14 protein-coding genes are annotated in these 15596 nt (G+C 61.9%); 7 read left to right on the top strand and 7 right to left on the bottom strand.

What is annotated here, in order from left to right; translation table 11 throughout:
* Positions 1-40: 40 nt before the first annotated feature.
* From AF337_RS04830 to mepA, 6 genes are all read right to left on the bottom strand, one after another.
* Positions 41-676, bottom strand: a complete 636-nt coding sequence (locus tag AF337_RS04830) for a 2,3-bisphosphoglycerate-dependent phosphoglycerate mutase (protein WP_049731217.1) — start codon at positions 674-676, stop codon at positions 41-43.
* 21 nt (positions 677-697) lie between these two features.
* Positions 698-1522: a 4-hydroxy-tetrahydrodipicolinate reductase gene (dapB, locus tag AF337_RS04825; RefSeq protein WP_049731216.1), complete on the bottom strand. Its 825-nt coding sequence runs from the start codon at positions 1520-1522 to the stop codon at positions 698-700.
* 15 nt (positions 1523-1537) lie between these two features.
* Complete coding sequence (locus tag AF337_RS04820; RefSeq protein WP_049731215.1) at positions 1538-3325, bottom strand: ABC transporter ATP-binding protein; 1788 nt, start codon at positions 3323-3325, stop codon at positions 1538-1540.
* Between the two features lie 122 nt (positions 3326-3447).
* Positions 3448-4473, bottom strand: coding sequence for a glucokinase (locus tag AF337_RS04815; RefSeq protein ID WP_049731214.1), 1026 nt, complete (start codon positions 4471-4473; stop codon positions 3448-3450).
* 17 nt (positions 4474-4490) lie between these two features.
* Positions 4491-4871 (bottom strand): methylglyoxal synthase, encoded by a 381-nt coding sequence (locus AF337_RS04810; protein WP_049731213.1) that lies wholly within the window; start codon positions 4869-4871, stop codon positions 4491-4493.
* Between the two features lie 88 nt (positions 4872-4959).
* Positions 4960-6036 carry a penicillin-insensitive murein endopeptidase gene (mepA, locus tag AF337_RS04805; RefSeq protein WP_049731212.1) on the bottom strand — a complete coding sequence of 359 codons (1077 nt, stop codon included), beginning with the start codon at positions 6034-6036 and terminating at the stop codon, positions 4960-4962.
* Positions 6037-6248: 212 nt separating this feature from the next.
* Between mepA and AF337_RS04800 the strand changes: the two genes are divergently transcribed.
* From AF337_RS04800 to pncB, 7 genes are all read left to right on the top strand, one after another.
* Positions 6249-8081, top strand: a complete 1833-nt coding sequence (locus AF337_RS04800; protein WP_049731211.1) for an extracellular solute-binding protein — start codon at positions 6249-6251, stop codon at positions 8079-8081.
* A gap of 150 nt (positions 8082-8231) precedes the next feature.
* On the top strand, positions 8232-9314 hold the full coding sequence (locus AF337_RS04795) for a microcin C ABC transporter permease YejB (protein WP_049731210.1): 1083 nt from the start codon (positions 8232-8234) through the stop codon (positions 9312-9314).
* Positions 9314-10462: an ABC transporter permease gene (locus AF337_RS04790; RefSeq protein ID WP_049731209.1), complete on the top strand. Its 1149-nt coding sequence runs from the start codon at positions 9314-9316 to the stop codon at positions 10460-10462. The genes AF337_RS04795 and AF337_RS04790 overlap by 1 nt, the downstream gene beginning before the upstream one ends.
* Positions 10459-12096, top strand: a complete 1638-nt coding sequence (locus tag AF337_RS04785; RefSeq protein WP_049731208.1) for an ABC transporter ATP-binding protein — start codon at positions 10459-10461, stop codon at positions 12094-12096. Before AF337_RS04790 ends, AF337_RS04785 begins: the two co-directional genes overlap by 4 nt.
* Positions 12097-12104: 8 nt before the next feature.
* A complete protein-coding gene (locus tag AF337_RS04780) occupies positions 12105-13064 on the top strand; it encodes a 2-hydroxyacid dehydrogenase (RefSeq protein WP_049731207.1) in 960 nt (319 codons plus the stop codon).
* Between the two features lie 130 nt (positions 13065-13194).
* On the top strand, positions 13195-13560 hold the full coding sequence (locus AF337_RS04775; RefSeq protein WP_193393572.1) for a hypothetical protein: 366 nt from the start codon (positions 13195-13197) through the stop codon (positions 13558-13560).
* A gap of 188 nt (positions 13561-13748) precedes the next feature.
* Positions 13749-15053, top strand: coding sequence for a nicotinate phosphoribosyltransferase (gene pncB / locus AF337_RS04770; protein WP_049731206.1), 1305 nt, complete (start codon positions 13749-13751; stop codon positions 15051-15053).
* Here pncB and AF337_RS04765 read toward each other — a convergent pair.
* Entirely contained in the window at positions 15035-15274 is a 240-nt protein-coding gene (locus AF337_RS04765) for a CrpP-related protein (protein ID WP_049731343.1), read from the bottom strand. The genes pncB and AF337_RS04765 overlap by 19 nt on opposite strands.
* Positions 15275-15596 lie beyond the last annotated feature (322 nt).

Raw genomic sequence — 15596 nt, 5'->3', positions numbered from 1 at the left:
TGAGGTGCCAGCCGATTCCGGCTGGCACGGACGACAGAATTCAGTGCGCGCCGGACATGTCGCCGAGCACTTCCTTCGACGCGACGGTGGAATCCGCCTTCAGCTTGTAGACCATGGGAACGCCGGTCGCGAGGTTGAGGGCAAGCACGCCTTCCTTGGTCAGCTTGTCGAGCACCATGACCAACGAGCGCAGTGAATTGCCGTGTGCGGCAACCAGTACCTTCTCGCCGTTTAGCACGCGGGGCAGGATTTCGGTGAGGTAATAGGGCCAGACGCGGGCGCCGGTATCGCGCAGGCTCTCGCCGCCGGGCGGCGGTACGTCATAAGAACGGCGCCAGATGTGCACCTGTTCCTCACCCCATTTGGCACGCGCATCGTCCTTGTTGAGCCCGGAAAGGTCGCCGTAATCGCGCTCGTTCAGCGCCTGGTCGCGGATCGTCGGGAGATCGGGCTGACCGACATTGTCGAGGATGAGCTTCAGCGTGTGCTGCGCGCGCACCAGCACCGAGGTATAGGCGACGTCGAATTTGATGCCGTATTCGGCTAGCGCCTTGCCGCCGGCATTGGCTTCCTCGATGCCGAGCGCCGTCAGATCGGGATCCTTCCAGCCGGTGAAGAGATTCTTCAGGTTCCAGTCACTCTGGCCGTGGCGAACGAGGACGAGGGTTCCGCTCATGAATATGCCTCCGATATGTCGTTATTGGGAAGAAAGCCCGAGCACGTCGAGCATGGAATAGAGACCCGGCTTCTTGTCGCGCGCCCACAGCGCCGCCTTGATAGCGCCGCGCGCAAAGATCGAGCGGTCGGCAGCGCTGTGCGACAGGGTGACGATCTCGCCTTCGCCGGCGAAAAGCACCGAATGCTCGCCGATGACGGAGCCGCCGCGCAGCGTCGCAAAGCCGATCGTGCCGGCTTGCCGGGCGCCCGTATGACCGTCGCGTACGCGGACTGATTTCGAGGCGAGATCGATATTGCGCCCCTTGGCCGCGGCCTCGCCGAGCAAAAGGGCGGTGCCGGACGGCGCATCCACCTTGTGCTTGTGGTGCATTTCCAGGATTTCGATATCCCAGTCATCAGGCTCGAGCGCCCGCGCAGCCTGTTCGGCGAGCACGCTGAGCAGATTGACCCCGAGGCTCATATTGCCTGATTTGACGATGCGGGCATGGCGGGCCGCAGCAGCGATCCTGGCATTGTCGTCGTCCGAGCAGCCTGTGGTGCCGACGACATGGACGATGCGGGCCTGCGCGGCGAGCCCCGAAAATTCCACTGTCGCGGCCGGCGAGGTGAAGTCGAGCACGCCCTCGGCGTTGAGGAAGGCCTGGAGCGGATCGTCGCCGATGATGATGCCGGTCGGGCCGAGACCGGCGATCTCGCCGGCATCCTTGCCGATAAAGGGCGAACCGCTGCGTTCCACCGCCGCATGCAGCGTGGCGCCCTCGATGGTATGAATGAGCCGGATCAGCGTCTGCCCCATGCGCCCTGCCGCGCCAACCACCACCAGTTTCATCGCAGCATCGCTCATGTCAGTCTCACCAGGTCAGTTTGAATCGGAGGCCGAAGGCCTCTGCAGATTGTTGAGGCGAGCGTAAAGACCGTCGCTGACCTTCGCAAGCGTCTGGTGATTGCCTTCCTCGACGACCCGGCCTTGCTGCATGACGACGATCTTGTCGGCGCGCACCACGGTCGAAAGCCGGTGAGCGATGACGACGACAGTGCGTCCGGTCATCGCCTCGTCGAGCGCCTTCTGCACGGCGGCTTCGGACTCCGTGTCGAGGGCAGAGGTCGCCTCGTCGAGCAGCAGGATCGGCGCATTGCGCACCAGCGCACGCGCGATCGACAGCCGCTGGCGCTGGCCGCCCGAAAGCGTCACGCCGTTTTCGCCGACCGGCGTGTCGTATCCTTGCGGCTGCGCCGTGATGAAGTCATGCGCATAGGCAAGCCGGGCTGCCTCTTCCACCTCGGCATCGGTCGCTTCCGGCCGGCCATAGCGGATATTGTCGCGGATCGTCCCCTCGAACAGGTAAGGCTGCTGCGAGACATAGGCGAGCTGATGGCGCAGCGACTTCTTGGTGATGTGGGCGATGTCCTGTCCGTCGATCAGGATCTCGCCCTCGCGCGGATCGTAAAAGCGTGGAATGAGGTTGATGACCGTGGATTTGCCGGCCCCCGAAGGCCCGACCAGCGCAGTGGTCGCGCCGCCCTCGGCGACGAAGCTCACGCCGCTCAACACGCTCTCATTGCCGTAGCCGAAGGAAACGTTGCGGAATTCGATCCTGGCTTGCGTCACGGTCAGCGGCTGGGCGTCCGGCAGGTCGCGCTGGCGCGGCTCCATGTCGAGCAGTTCGTAGATCATCCGCGCATTGACGACGGCACGCTCCATCTGCACCTGCAGGCGGGCAAGCCGGCGGGCCGGGTCATAGGCAAGCAGCAGCGCCGTGACGAAGGAGAAGAAGGCACCCGGCGGCACATTGTAGTAAATCGAGCGGTAGGCGGCATAGGCCAGCACGCTGGCGACGGCAAAGCCCGCGAAACTCTCGGTCAGCGGAGACGTGCGCTCGGAAAGCCGGGCAATCCGGTTCGCCCTGTTTTCGGCGCCCTTGATGAGCTTGGTGACCTTGCGTTCCAGCTCGTCTTCCATCGTGAAGGCTTTCACGATGGCGATGCCCTGGATCGTCTCCTGCATGGCGCCGAGAACGTGGCTGTTCAAATGCACGGCCTCGCGCGTCGCCGAGCGCAGCCGCTTGGAAACATAGCGCAGCGCATAAAGCAGCGGCGGCGCCATGATGAATACGGCCAGGCTGAGCAATGGATCCTGGAGGATCATCACCGCGAGCAGCGAAACGAAGGTCAGCAGGTCGCGCACCGTCGAAGTGATCGTCAGGTTGAGCACGTCGCGGATGCCGCTGACGTTCTGGCTCACCTGCGCGGCGATATGGGCGGAGCGGGCTTCGCTGAAGAAGCCGACCGAAAGCGTCATCAGATGCGAATAGAGCCGGCGCTGGTAACGGGCGACGATATCGTTGCCGACCTTGGACAGCGCCACCGCCTGGCCGTAGCTCGCAAAGCCGCGCAGCACGAAGGCGATGAAGATCGAAAGACAGATGATCCAGACGACGTCGGCGCGCCGATTGGCGAAGGCTTCGTCGATGATCGCCCGCATGATCCAGGCGGTAAACGCCGTCGAAAGCGCCACCACGATCAGGCAGGCAATCGCAAAGACGTAGCCCCAGAGATGGTCGCGGCCGTTTTCAGCGATGATGCGCTTCAGGATGCCGGTTACGGTATCGCTGCTGACGCTCTGCGTTCTCGTTTCCGCCGCTTCCAAAAATCGGGTTTCCTGTCTCGTACCGAACGCGGCGCAGGGCGCGACGCGTACTTTTGCCGGCTCTATAAAGAGTTGGGATTGGTTTGGCTAGAGCGTCGCGTCCGGGGTGGCGCGCGCCAGGGTCAGCGCCGCCAGCGACGGCCTTCCGTCGAGACGCCGAAATTCGCCGGCATGCGCGCATAGGAGGAAAGCCCGGCAAGCGCTGCCAGCGGATGCGTCACCACATAGGTCGGGATGGTGCGAAGCAGCGCCGAATGCGGCGCCTTGTCCTCGAAGGCCAATCGGAATTCCGGTCTCTTCAGCGCCGGGAGGATCTTCTGCGAGATGCCACCGGACAGATAGACGCCGCCGCGCGCCATGAACACCATCGCCATGTCGCCCGCCACGCGGCCGAGATAGGTGGCAAACAGCGAGACGGTCTCGATCGCCGCCTTGTCACTGCCGGCAAGCGCGTGCGAGGTGATGTCGGCCGGATCCCTCATCGTCGGCTGGATGCCGTCGACCACGCAGATGGCATGGTAGAGATTGACGAGGCCGCGTCCGCAGAGGATCTGCTCGGCCGAAACACGGCCTTCGATCGTCTCGATATGCGGGAAGAGTTGATAGTCGCGCTTGCTGCGCGGCCCGAGATCGATGTGGCCGCCTTCGCCGGGGACCGGGATCCAGCTGTGCTGCGCATGCACCAGCCCGCCGACGCCGAGCCCGGTGCCGGGTCCGAGCACGACGCGCGAGGCGATCATGTCGCCGGTGGCGTCGCCGATGCGTTCGCGGTTCTCATCCGAAAGGGCGGCGACGGCCAGAGCCTGCGCCTCGAAATCGTTGACGACGAGCACGTCCTCGATGCCGAGGCCCTCGATCATCGTCTTTGGCCGCACCACCCAGTCGCAATTGGTCAGCGGGATCTCGTCGTCGTTGATCGGGCCGGCGACGGCAAGGATCGCCGAACGCGGCTGCACGGCGGTCTTGTCGAGCACGCCCTTCTGGATCGCTTCGTCGATCGTGGCGAAATCCGCCGTGCGCACGTTCGGAAACTGCTTTGGCTCGGCATAGGCGTCGGTCAGGATGGAGAAGCGGGCATTGGTTCCGCCGATATCGCCGATCAGGATCGGGAAAGGCAGCGGAGCGGTGCTGTGGTTCGGTTTGGGCATGGCCGGTTCCGTGCTGATCAGGCTTCGAGTGTGGGAAGAAGTTTTATAGCGGTCGCGTGGTTGAGCGCCATCGGAATATCGTAAACGATGGCGAGCCGCATCAGCGCCTTGACGTCGACATCGTGCGGCATCGGCGTCAAGGGGTCGACGAAGAAGATCAGGGCGTCGACCTCGCCGGTCGAAATCAGCGCGCCGATCTGCTGGTCGCCGCCGAGCGGTCCGCTTTTCAATCTGGTGACGTCGAGATCCGGGGCGGCGTCGAGCACCCGCCCGCCGGTCGTGCCGGTGGCGACGATCTTCCAGCCGGAGAGAATATCCCTGTTGGCGCGGGCGAACGCCGCCATATCGTCTTTCTTCTGGTCATGCGCAATCAATGCAAGGCATTTGCCGCCGGCCATGAACCCAATCTCCGCCCAAGCAATTCAATCGATTTGACCGCTTCTATACCAAGAATTTGCGATTTGAAAGACAAGGCGCCGGCGCTCCTCATTGGATTGCCGGCTTGTCGTTCGGAACCGGGCCGACATCGGGCAAGTCTCCCTCGTCATCGGCGGCCGGCTCTGCTGCCGGAGCGGCGGTGAGCGCGCTCGCAGCGGAAGATCCGCCGTAGGTGGCGGCCTGCATCGAGGCGACGGAGGCGGCATCGAGCACGGCGGCACAGGCCTTCGGCAGGTCGGAAACCATCATTTCGCGCGGTGGCTTCGGCGGCTTGGCGCCGGGCTTCGGCGGTTTCGGCGGCGCCCAGGGGGCCGGCGTGAACCAATAGGCGAGCGACTTGTCGCAGCCGTCGCCGGCGGCAACAGGTGCCTGCGGCGTGCATCCCGCAGCACCCGGCGGGCACTTGATGCGGATGTGGAAATGCGAGTCGTGGCCGTATATCGGCCGAAGCTTGCCGAGGTTGGTGCGGTCGCCCGTCCAGGTGTCGCACATCTTCTTCTTGATCGCCGGGTTGACGAAGATGCGCTCCACCTCGGGATAGCTTGCCGCCAGCATCAAGAGCCGCGCCCGCGATTGCGTCCAGACCTTGGGGTCGACGGTGAGGAACTTGTCCTTCTGCAGCATCGTCGTGAACGGCAGGTCCTCACGCTCCTTGGCCGTCATGTGGCGTGCCGGCATCGGCGTAAACCAGATATCGGCATCGAGGCCGATCTGGTGCGAGGAATGGCCGTTGAGCATTGGCCCGCCGCGCGGCTGCGCAATGTCGCCGACGAGGATGCCCGACCAGCCGGCATATCCAACCGCGTCCTGCGAAAACCGTTCCAGAAGCGCGATCATCGCCGGGTTGCCCCAGCGGCGGTTGCGCGAAAGCCGCATCGCCTGCCAGGTCGGCCCGTCTGTGGGAAGCGCCACCGCACCCGTCATGCAGCCCTTGGCGTAAAAGCCGATCGGCTGCGCCGGGCCCTGCGTCGGCAGGCTGGCGGCGCCGAACTGGCCCTTAGCACTGCCCGGGCTTGGCGCCTTCTGCTCAGCCCCGACATCGCCGGCGGCAAGGCTTGCGCCGATTGCGCCGGCAAGCGCCAGTTTGCCGAATGTCCTGAAAGCCTGAGCGAAGCCGAAAGCCATGCTGTTTCCTTGAGAAGTGATTTGCGTTCGAATCTATCGTGAAAAGTGATTTTGGTGAATCGATGTTTTGGCGGGCGGGGATAGAAGGAGCGCGAGGGTGGTGACGCCAACGGCTCAAATTTTCGCGAGTCCGGCAAAAACCAAACTCTCACCTGTTTTTCGCCCGTATTTTTCGTATTGTCGAACCCACCAATAATGAGGGGAAAGCGTGAATGGCGGCTTTGTGGTCGAAGATCGGTTTGTTTGTATCGCTGACGGGTGTCTTGGCGCCCATGACGGCAACGGGTCAGGACCAGCCCTTTCAGATCGGCAGCTCCGTCATCAGCGAGATGAAGTACAAGCCGGGCTTTGCGCATTTCGATTACGTCAATCGCGATGCCCCGAAGGGCGGAGACTTGCGTCTTTCCGCCAGCGGCGCCTTCGACACCTTCAACCCGCTGCTGGCAAAGGGCCAGATAGCGATAGGCCTGTCGCTTGCCTACGACACGTTGATGAAGCCGGCGGATGATGAACTCCTCGTCTCCTACGGTCTGCTTGCCGAGGGATTATCCTATCCCGCGGACGTCTCGAGCGCGACCTTTCGCCTGCGCAAAGAGGCGAAATGGGCAGATGGTCAGCCTGTAACCCCCGAAGACGTCATCTTCAGCCTTGATAAGACCAAGGAACTGAATCCCCTTGCCGGGAACTATTACCATCATGTTATCAAGGCGGAAAAGACCGGCGAGCGGGACGTTACCTTCACTTTCGACGAGAAGAACAATCGCGAACTGCCCAACATTCTCGGCCAGCTGATGATCGTGCCGAAACATTGGTGGGAAGCGCCCGGGCCGGATGGCAAGCCGCGCGACATTACCAAGACGACGTTGGAGCCGGTGATGGGTTCCGGTCCTTATAAGATCGCTTCCTTCTCGCCCGGCGCAACAATCCGTTATGAGCTGCGCGACGACTATTGGGGCAAGGACCTCAACGTAAATGTCGGCCAGAACAATTTCCGCAATGTCATCTACACCTATTTCGGTGACCGGGATGTCGAGTTCGAAGCCTTTCGCGCCGGTAATAGCGACTACTGGCAGGAGACGACGGCTTCCCGCTGGGCGACGGGATATGATTTTCCCGCAGTGAAGGAAGGACGCATCAAGAAGGAAGAGGTTGCAAATCCGCTGCGCTCCACCGGCATCCTGCAGGCGCTCGTGCCCAATATGCGGCGTGACCTTTTCAAGGATCAGCGGGTCCGCGAGGCGCTGAATTACGGCCTCGATTTCGAGGAGCTGAACCGGACCGTTGCCTTTAATAGTTACAAGCGCATCGACAGCTATTTCTGGAACACCGAACTCGCCTCCTCCGGCCTGCCGCAGGGGCGTGAACTGGAAATACTGCAGGCCATGAAGGACAAGGTTCCGCCTGAGGTCTTCACGACGCCCTACACCAATCCGGTCGGCGGCGATCCGCAGAAAAGCCGCGACAACCTCCGCAAGGCGATTGGACTGCTGAAAGAAGCTGGATGGGAGATCAAGAACAATCGCATGGTCAATAGCAAGACCGGCCAGCCGATGAGTTTCGAGATCCTGTTGTCGAGCCCCATATTGGAACGCTGGGCGGTGCCCTATGCCAACAATCTCAAGAAAATCGGCATCGATGCGCGGGTGCGCACGGTCGACGCCTCGCAAGCCGTCAACCGCGAACGCAGCTTTGATTACGATATGATCTGGAATGTCTGGGCAGAGACGATGAACCCGGGCAACGAGCAAGCAGACTATTGGGGATCCGGCTCGGTCAACCAGCAGGGCTCTCACAATTATGCCGGCATTGCCAACCCGGCGGTGGATGAACTCATACGTATGATTATCTTCGCCCCCAACCGCGATGAGCAGGTTGCGGCGATCAAGGCGATGGACCGAGTATTGCTGGCAAATCACTACGTCATTCCGCTGTTTTACCGCGATACCTATAACGTCGCCTATTGGAACACTGTCACGCACCCGGCCGAGTTTCCGGCCTACAGCCTTGGCTTCCCCGATGCCTGGTGGTCCACCTCGGCAAAATGAGCGGGCTTGCAATGCAGGGGGCCTCGGCTCCAAATGGCACGAACGAATCACCACACGCCGGCAGGGCCGGCAAAGGAAGGCTGGCGGATTGAGCGGCATTGGACTGGACGGCGGGCAGACAAGAAAAACATTCCCGGAGGCTGAAGGCTGATGGGCGCCTATGTCATTCGCCGCCTGCTTTTGATGATCCCGACCATTGTCGGCATCATGGCGATTTCCTTCATTGTCATTCAGTTCGCTCCCGGCGGCCCGGTTGAGCAGGTGATCGCCCAATTGACCGGTCAGGCCGATAGTGCCGACCAGCGCCTGTCTGGAGGCGGCGATCTTCCCGGCGGCGGCGACGAAGGCTCCAAATATCGCGGCGCTCAGGGCCTCGATCCGGAGTTGATCGCCAAGCTGGAAAAACAGTTCGGATTCGACAAGCCGCCGCTGACGCGATTCGGCGAGATGATGTGGAATTACATCCGCTTCGATTTCGGCGAGAGCTTCTTCCGCAACACCTCCGTGCTCGATCTCATCAAGGAGAAGCTGCCGGTGTCGATCTCGCTCGGCATCTGGATCCTGATCTTCTCCTATGCCATCTCCATCCCGCTCGGCATCCGCAAGGCGATCAGGGATGGATCGACCTTCGACGTCTGGACGTCGGGCGTCATCGTCGTCGGTTACGCCGTGCCGAGCTTCCTCTTCGGCATTCTCCTGATCGTGCTTTTCGCCGGCGGCTCCTTCTACGACTGGTTCCCGCTGCGCGGCCTGGTCTCCGACAATTTCGACCAGCTTGCCTGGTGGCAGAAGCCGCTCGACTATTTCTGGCACCTCACCCTGCCGCTGATCTCGCTGTCGCTGGCCGCCTTCGCCACGACGACGCTCTTGACCAAGAACTCCTTCATCGAGGAGATCAAGAAGCAGTATGTGGTCACCGCCCGCGCCAAAGGCCTGAATGAGCGGCAGGTGCTTTATGGCCACGTGTTCCGCAACGCCATGTTGATCATCATCGCCGGTTTTCCCGGCGCTTTCATCTCCGCCTTTTTTACCGGCTCGCTGCTGATCGAAAACATCTTCTCGCTGGATGGTCTCGGCCGCCTCGGTTATCTCTCGGTGGTCAATCGGGACTATCCGATCGTCTTCGCCACGCTCTACATCTTCTCGCTGCTCGGCCTCGTCGTCAGCCTGGTTTCCGACCTGATCTACACCTGGATCGATCCACGCATCGATTTCGAGCGGAGGGATGTCTGATGGACGCCGCCGCAAATCCTGCTGTCGCCACACCCGTCAAGCCGCCGCGCAAGGGCCTGCTGTCACCGACCAACATTCGCCGCTGGCAGAATTTCCGGGCGAACGGCCGCGGTTATTGGTCACTGTGGCTGTTCCTGCTGCTGTTCATCCTCAGCCTGTTTGCCGAATTCCTCGCCAACGACCGGCCGATCATCGCCTCCTACAAGGGCGAGATCCTGTTTCCGGTTCTCGTCGACTATCCCGAGGACAAGTTCGGCGGCTTCCTCGCCGAGACCGACTACCGTTCCTCTGTGATATCGGACGAGATCAATGCCAATGGCTGGATGATCTGGCCGCCAATCCGCTATTCCTACCGTTCGGTCAATTCGAACATTCCGCATTCGGCCCCGACCGCCCCCTTCTGGCTGATGACCAAGGAGGAGCGTTGCGCCGGCTATCCGCAAGGGGCGAACGATCCTGCCTGCACGCTCGGCAATCTCAACTGGCTCGGCACCGACGACCAGGCCCGCGACGTGCTGGCGCGCGTCATTTACGGTTTCCGCATATCCGTGCTCTTCGGCCTGGCCCTGACCATCTGCTCGGCTGTTATAGGCGTGACAGCAGGCGCGGTGCAGGGCTATTTCGGCGGCTGGACCGATCTCCTGCTGCAGCGCTTCATCGAGATCTGGTCATCGATGCCGGTGCTTTACATCCTGCTCATCATCGCCGCCATTCTGCCGCCCGGCTTCTTCGTGCTTCTCGGCATCATGCTGCTCTTTTCCTGGGTCGGCTTCGTCGGCATCGTGCGCGCTGAATTCCTGCGCGCCCGCAATTTCGAATATGTCCGCGCCGCCCGAGCGCTCGGCGTCAACAACCGCACCATCATGTGGCGTCACCTGCTGCCGAACGCCATGGTGGCGACGCTGACCTTCCTGCCCTTCATCCTCTCCGGCTCGATCACAACGCTTACCTCGCTCGATTTCCTCGGCTTCGGCATGCCGCCTGGTTCCCCTTCGCTCGGCGAGATGATCGCCCAGGGCAAGAGCAACCTGCAGGCGCCGTGGCTCGGGCTGACGGCCTTCTTCGCCATGTCGATCATGCTGTCGCTGCTGATCTTCATCGGCGAAGCCGTGCGCGATGCCTTCGATCCGAGGAAGACGTTTCAATGAGTGAGATGACAGAACCGCTCCTTTCCGTCCGCGATCTCTCGGTTGCCTTTCACCAGGGCGGCCAGACCTCGCTTGCCGTCGACCACATCTCCTTCGATATCGCCAAGGGCGAGGTCGTGGCGCTCGTCGGCGAATCCGGCTCCGGCAAGTCGGTCTCGGCCAACTCGATCCTGCGGCTTCTGCCTTATCCCTCGGCAAGCCATCCCTCCGGCGAAATCCTGTTCAAGGGCAAGGATCTCTTGAAGGCGTCCGAAAGAGCGTTGCGCGAGGTGCGTGGCAACGACATCACCATGATCTTCCAGGAGCCGATGACCTCGCTCAATCCGCTTCATACGATCGAGAAGCAGATTGCCGAGATCCTGGCGCTGCACCAGGGTCTCACCGGTCAGCCGGCGCGCCAGCGCATACTGGAATTGTTGAACCAGGTCGGTATCCGCGAGCCGGAAAAGCGATTGAAGGCCTATCCGCACGAACTGTCCGGCGGCCAGCGCCAGCGCGTCATGATCGCCATGGCGCTCGCCAACCGCCCGGAGCTGCTGATCGCCGACGAGCCGACCACCGCGCTCGACGTCACCGTGCAGGCGCAGATCCTCGAGCTGTTGCGGCAGCTCAAGGCCGTGCACGGCATGTCGATGCTGTTCATCACCCACGACCTCGGCATCGTGCGCAAATTCGCCGACCGCGTCTGCGTCATGACCAAGGGCAGGATCGTCGAAACCGGAACGGTCGAAGAGGTCTTTGCCAATCCCAAACACGAATATACCCGCCACCTCCTCGCCTCCGAGCCGCGCGGCGAGCCGCCGCTTGCCGACCCCGCAAAACCGATGGTGATGGAAGGTTCCGATATTCGCGTCTGGTTCCCGATCAAGGCGGGGCTGATGCGCCGCGTCGTCGATCACGTGAAGGCGGTCGACGGCATCGATCTTTCGCTGCGTGCCGGGCAGACGCTCGGCGTCGTCGGCGAGTCCGGCTCCGGCAAGACCACTCTCGGGCTGGCGCTCACCCGGCTGATTTCCTCGCAAGGGCGGATCGCTTTCGTCGGCAAGGATATAGCCGGCTATTCGTTCAGCGAGATGCGGCCGTTGCGCAACCAGCTGCAGGTGGTCTTCCAGGATCCCTACGGGTCGCTCAGCCCCCGCATGTCGGTCGGCGATATCGTCGCCGAAGGGCTGAAGGTGCATGAGCGCTCGTTGACATCGGAAGAGCGCGACCAGCGCGTCTGCTGGGCGCTGGAGGAAGTCGGTCTCGATCCCCTGACCCGCTGGCGTTACCCGCACGAATTCTCCGGCGGCCAGCGCCAGCGCATCGCCATTGCCCGCGCCATGGTGCTGAAGCCGCGCTTCGTCATGCTCGACGAGCCGACCTCTGCACTCGACATGAGCGTGCAGGCCCAGGTGGTCGATCTCCTGCGCGATCTGCAGAAGAAGCACGATCTCGCCTATCTCTTCATAAGCCACGACCTTAAGGTGGTGAAGGCGCTCGCCAACGACGTCATCGTCATGCGTTTCGGCAAGGTGGTCGAGCAGGGCCCGTCATCGGAAATCTTCCGCGCTCCGAAGGACGATTACACCAGGGCGCTGATGGCCGCCGCCTTCAACATCGAGGCGGTGCCGACATCAGCCGTCCAGCAGTAAAGATCATCATGCCGACACCTCCTCCCGTTCTCGTCGATATCAAGTTCAATCCCGAAGGCGTCGCCCGCGTGCTGCAGACGGCCTTTTCCGATCGCGGCAGCATCAATCTCGCCGACCCCGCTGATCGGGTGCGTGATCTCCGCGAAGCCGAATATGCGCTGCTCTGGAAGCCGGATGCCGACCTTTTCGCTCGGGCGCCGAAGCTCAAGGTGATCTTTTCTGGCGGCGCCGGCGTCGACCATATCATCGGCATGGACGGCCTTCCCGAGATCCCGATCGTGCGTTTCGTCGATCGCAGCCTGACGACCCGCATGAGCGAATGGGTGGTCATGCAATGTTTGATGCATCTGCGTGCCCAATACGCTCATGATAGCCATCAGCGGCAGCGCCAATGGGCCAAGCTGATCGCGCCCGAAGCGGCGGAGGTCACCGTCGGCGTCATGGGTCTTGGCATTCTCGGGCTGGATGCGGTCGCCAAGCTGAAGACAATGGGTTTTAACGTCATCGGCTGGTCGCGTAGCCGCAAGGAGATCGACGGCGTCGAAACCTTCGATGCCGGCGCCTTGGACAGCTTCCTCGGAAAGACCGACATCCTCGTCGGCCTGTTGCCGCTGACCCCTGAGACGACAGGGTTCTATGATAGCGGGCTATTTAAAAAGCTGCGCCGCAACGGCGCGCTCGGACGCCCGGTCTTCATCAATGCCGGCCGCGGCAGGAGCCAGGTCGAAGCCGATATCGTTTCTTCAATCCGCGGCGGCACCCTCGGCGGCGCTTCCCTCGATGTCTTCGCGGTGGAGCCGCTTGGCTCGGACAACCCGCTATGGGAGCTGGAAAACGTCTTCATCACGCCGCACGACGCGGCGGTTTCGGAAGAAAACGCGTTGTTCCGTCACGTCGAGACGCAGATCGCCCGGTTCGAGCGCGGCGAGCCGCTGCAATTCGTCGTTGACCGCGCCGTCGGCTATTAGAGCATCATGCCGAAACCTGTCAGCGCCTAATATCATCCGGATCTAAGCCCCCGGAACCTTCCAGACAGCCACCCGTTTCCCTGTGGAATTCTCGGGCCGGATCGGCCCGTCAAGACAGCGGAAGGAAACGATGATGGCGCATCAGACGGAAACACGCTGGGAAAAGTCTGACGGCAAGCTTCATAGGGAAGAGCAGATCCCGCCAGTGAAGGCAAGGCAGGGGCGCATGGGTTATCGCATTCTGCTCGTGCTGCTCGCCGCGCTGGTGCTGGCCTTCGTGGTCTGGATCCCGGTGGAGATCTGGGGTAAGCGCGAAGCAAACGAGGTGGCACCGCAGCAGCCCGGCCAGCAGTTGCAGTCGCAGCAGCCTGACACGGCACCTGCGCCAACGCTGCAAAACGGCACTGCGATTCCCACAGAGACGCAAAACGCGACACCGGCCGCCCCTGGCGTCACGCCCGCAACGCCGGCCCAGCCTGCCGCGCCAGCGCAATAAGCCTCCGGCAGATGATCTTCCGCATCCCGCCGCCGTACCGCGGCAAGATGTTTATTGATTTTTCTGGACTTTCTCTGCCGATTTTTCGATAAGAAGGCGCACGAGCCGGTTTCGTGCGCCGGCCCCGCACTTGGCAGCACTGGGGATTTTGGCAGCACCTGACCGGAGTGGACAGGGGCAGGAATTTTATGGCCAGGACCGATATTGCAAGACGCGTCTACAATCACGCTTGGAAACTCGATCCGATTGTCCGCAGCCTGATCGATACCGACTTCTATAAGCTCCTGATGCTGCAGATGATCTGGAAGCTTTACCCAGACGTGAACGCGTCCTTCACGCTCATCAACCGCACCAAGCGTGTGCGGCTCGCCGATGAGATCGACGAAGGCGAATTGCGCGAGCAGCTCGACCATGCCCGCACGCTGAAACTCTCCAAGAAGGAGATGATCTGGCTGGCGGGTAACAGCTTCTATGGCCGCGCCCAGATCTTCGAGCCGGAATTCCTCGCCTGGCTTTCCAACTTCCAGCTCCCCGAATACGAGCTGTCGAAGAAGGACGGGCAATATGTGCTGGATTTTCATGGGGCATGGAAGGAAACCACGATGTGGGAGATCCCGGCGCTGGCCATCGTCAACGAGCTGCGGTCGCGCTCGGCGATGAAGGCGCTCGGCCCCTTCACCCTCGATGTGCTCTATGCCCGCGCCAAGGCGAAGATGTGGTCGAAGGTCGAACGGCTGAAGGAATTGCCGGGCTTGCGTATCTCCGATTTCGGCACCCGCCGCCGTCACAGTTTCCTCTGGCAGCGCTGGTGCGTCGAGGCGCTGAAGGAAGGCATCGGCCCGGCCTTTACCGGCACCAGCAACGTCTTGCTGGCGATGGATTCCGATCTCGAAGCCGTCGGCACCAATGCCCACGAACTGCCGATGGTGGCTGCCGCCCTGGCGCAAACCGATGAGCAGTTGCGCAACGCGCCCTATAAGATCCTGCGCGACTGGAACAAGCTCTATGGCGGCAACCTCCTGATCGTCCTGCCGGATGCTTTCGGGACTGCAGCCTTCCTGCGCGACGCGCCGGAATGGGTCGCCGATTGGACCGGCTTCCGCCCGGACAGCGCCCCGCCGATCGAAGGCGGTGAAAAGATCATCGACTGGTGGAAGAAGATGGGCCGCGATCCGCGCCAGAAGCTGCTGATCTTCTCCGACGGTCTCGATGTCGACGCCATCATCGATACCTACCGGCATTTCGAAGGCCGTGTGCGCATGAGCTTTGGCTGGGGCACCAACCTGACGAATGATTTTTCCGGCTGCGCGCCGACCGAAATATCCGGCCTCAACCCGATCTCGGTCGTCTGCAAGGTCAGCGATGCCAACGGCCGTCCGGCGGTAAAACTCTCCGACAATCCGCAGAAGGCGACGGGCGACCCGGCAGAGGTGGAGCGCTACCTGAAATTCTTCGGCGCCGAGGACAGGATCGATCAGACCGTCCTGGTGTAGGCGAGGGGCATAGTGCCGCCATCCCGCGGCATATTGCCATGCCCGGCCATCGCATCCTCGATCGACCAGCCGAAGCGCCAGGCGTCGAACATCGAGTACCATTCTTGGAAATCGGTGATCGGCAGGATATCCGGCTTCGACATCGGATTGTCGGCGAGGCTGCGGCCACGCGCACGGTCCCGTACGCCACGCTCCTGCATCTCAAGCAGAGTCTCGAACATCGTCATCCCCCGGTTTTTATCCGATAGGTTTATGCAATCATCCTAATAAAGCATTGTCGAGTCCGAATTCGATAATTGGGGTTTTTCACAGGATTAGCCCCAAATCGCTAGTTCAGGGCAAAGTGAAGACCGGAGAGGCATCGCGATGATGCGATCTCCTTCACGGAAATAGCGTAACGGGGAGACCCGGCTTCCTGGCTGGGGTCCGCCGCCGAGCCTCCCGGCTAGCTGTGGAGCCTCAACAGGTTGTCCTCGATCAGGCCGAGCCTGCTGATAGGCGGTTTGGATTGTAGGCTGCCATGCGGCCGATGCCAATTGTAAC

It is taken from the genome of Rhizobium ecuadorense (genome assembly GCF_001187535.1).
GTDB classification, from domain to species: domain Bacteria; phylum Pseudomonadota; class Alphaproteobacteria; order Rhizobiales; family Rhizobiaceae; genus Rhizobium; species Rhizobium ecuadorense.
Note: the sequence above shows the minus strand (reverse complement) of the source record. Positions and strands in the feature narration are given on the sequence as shown.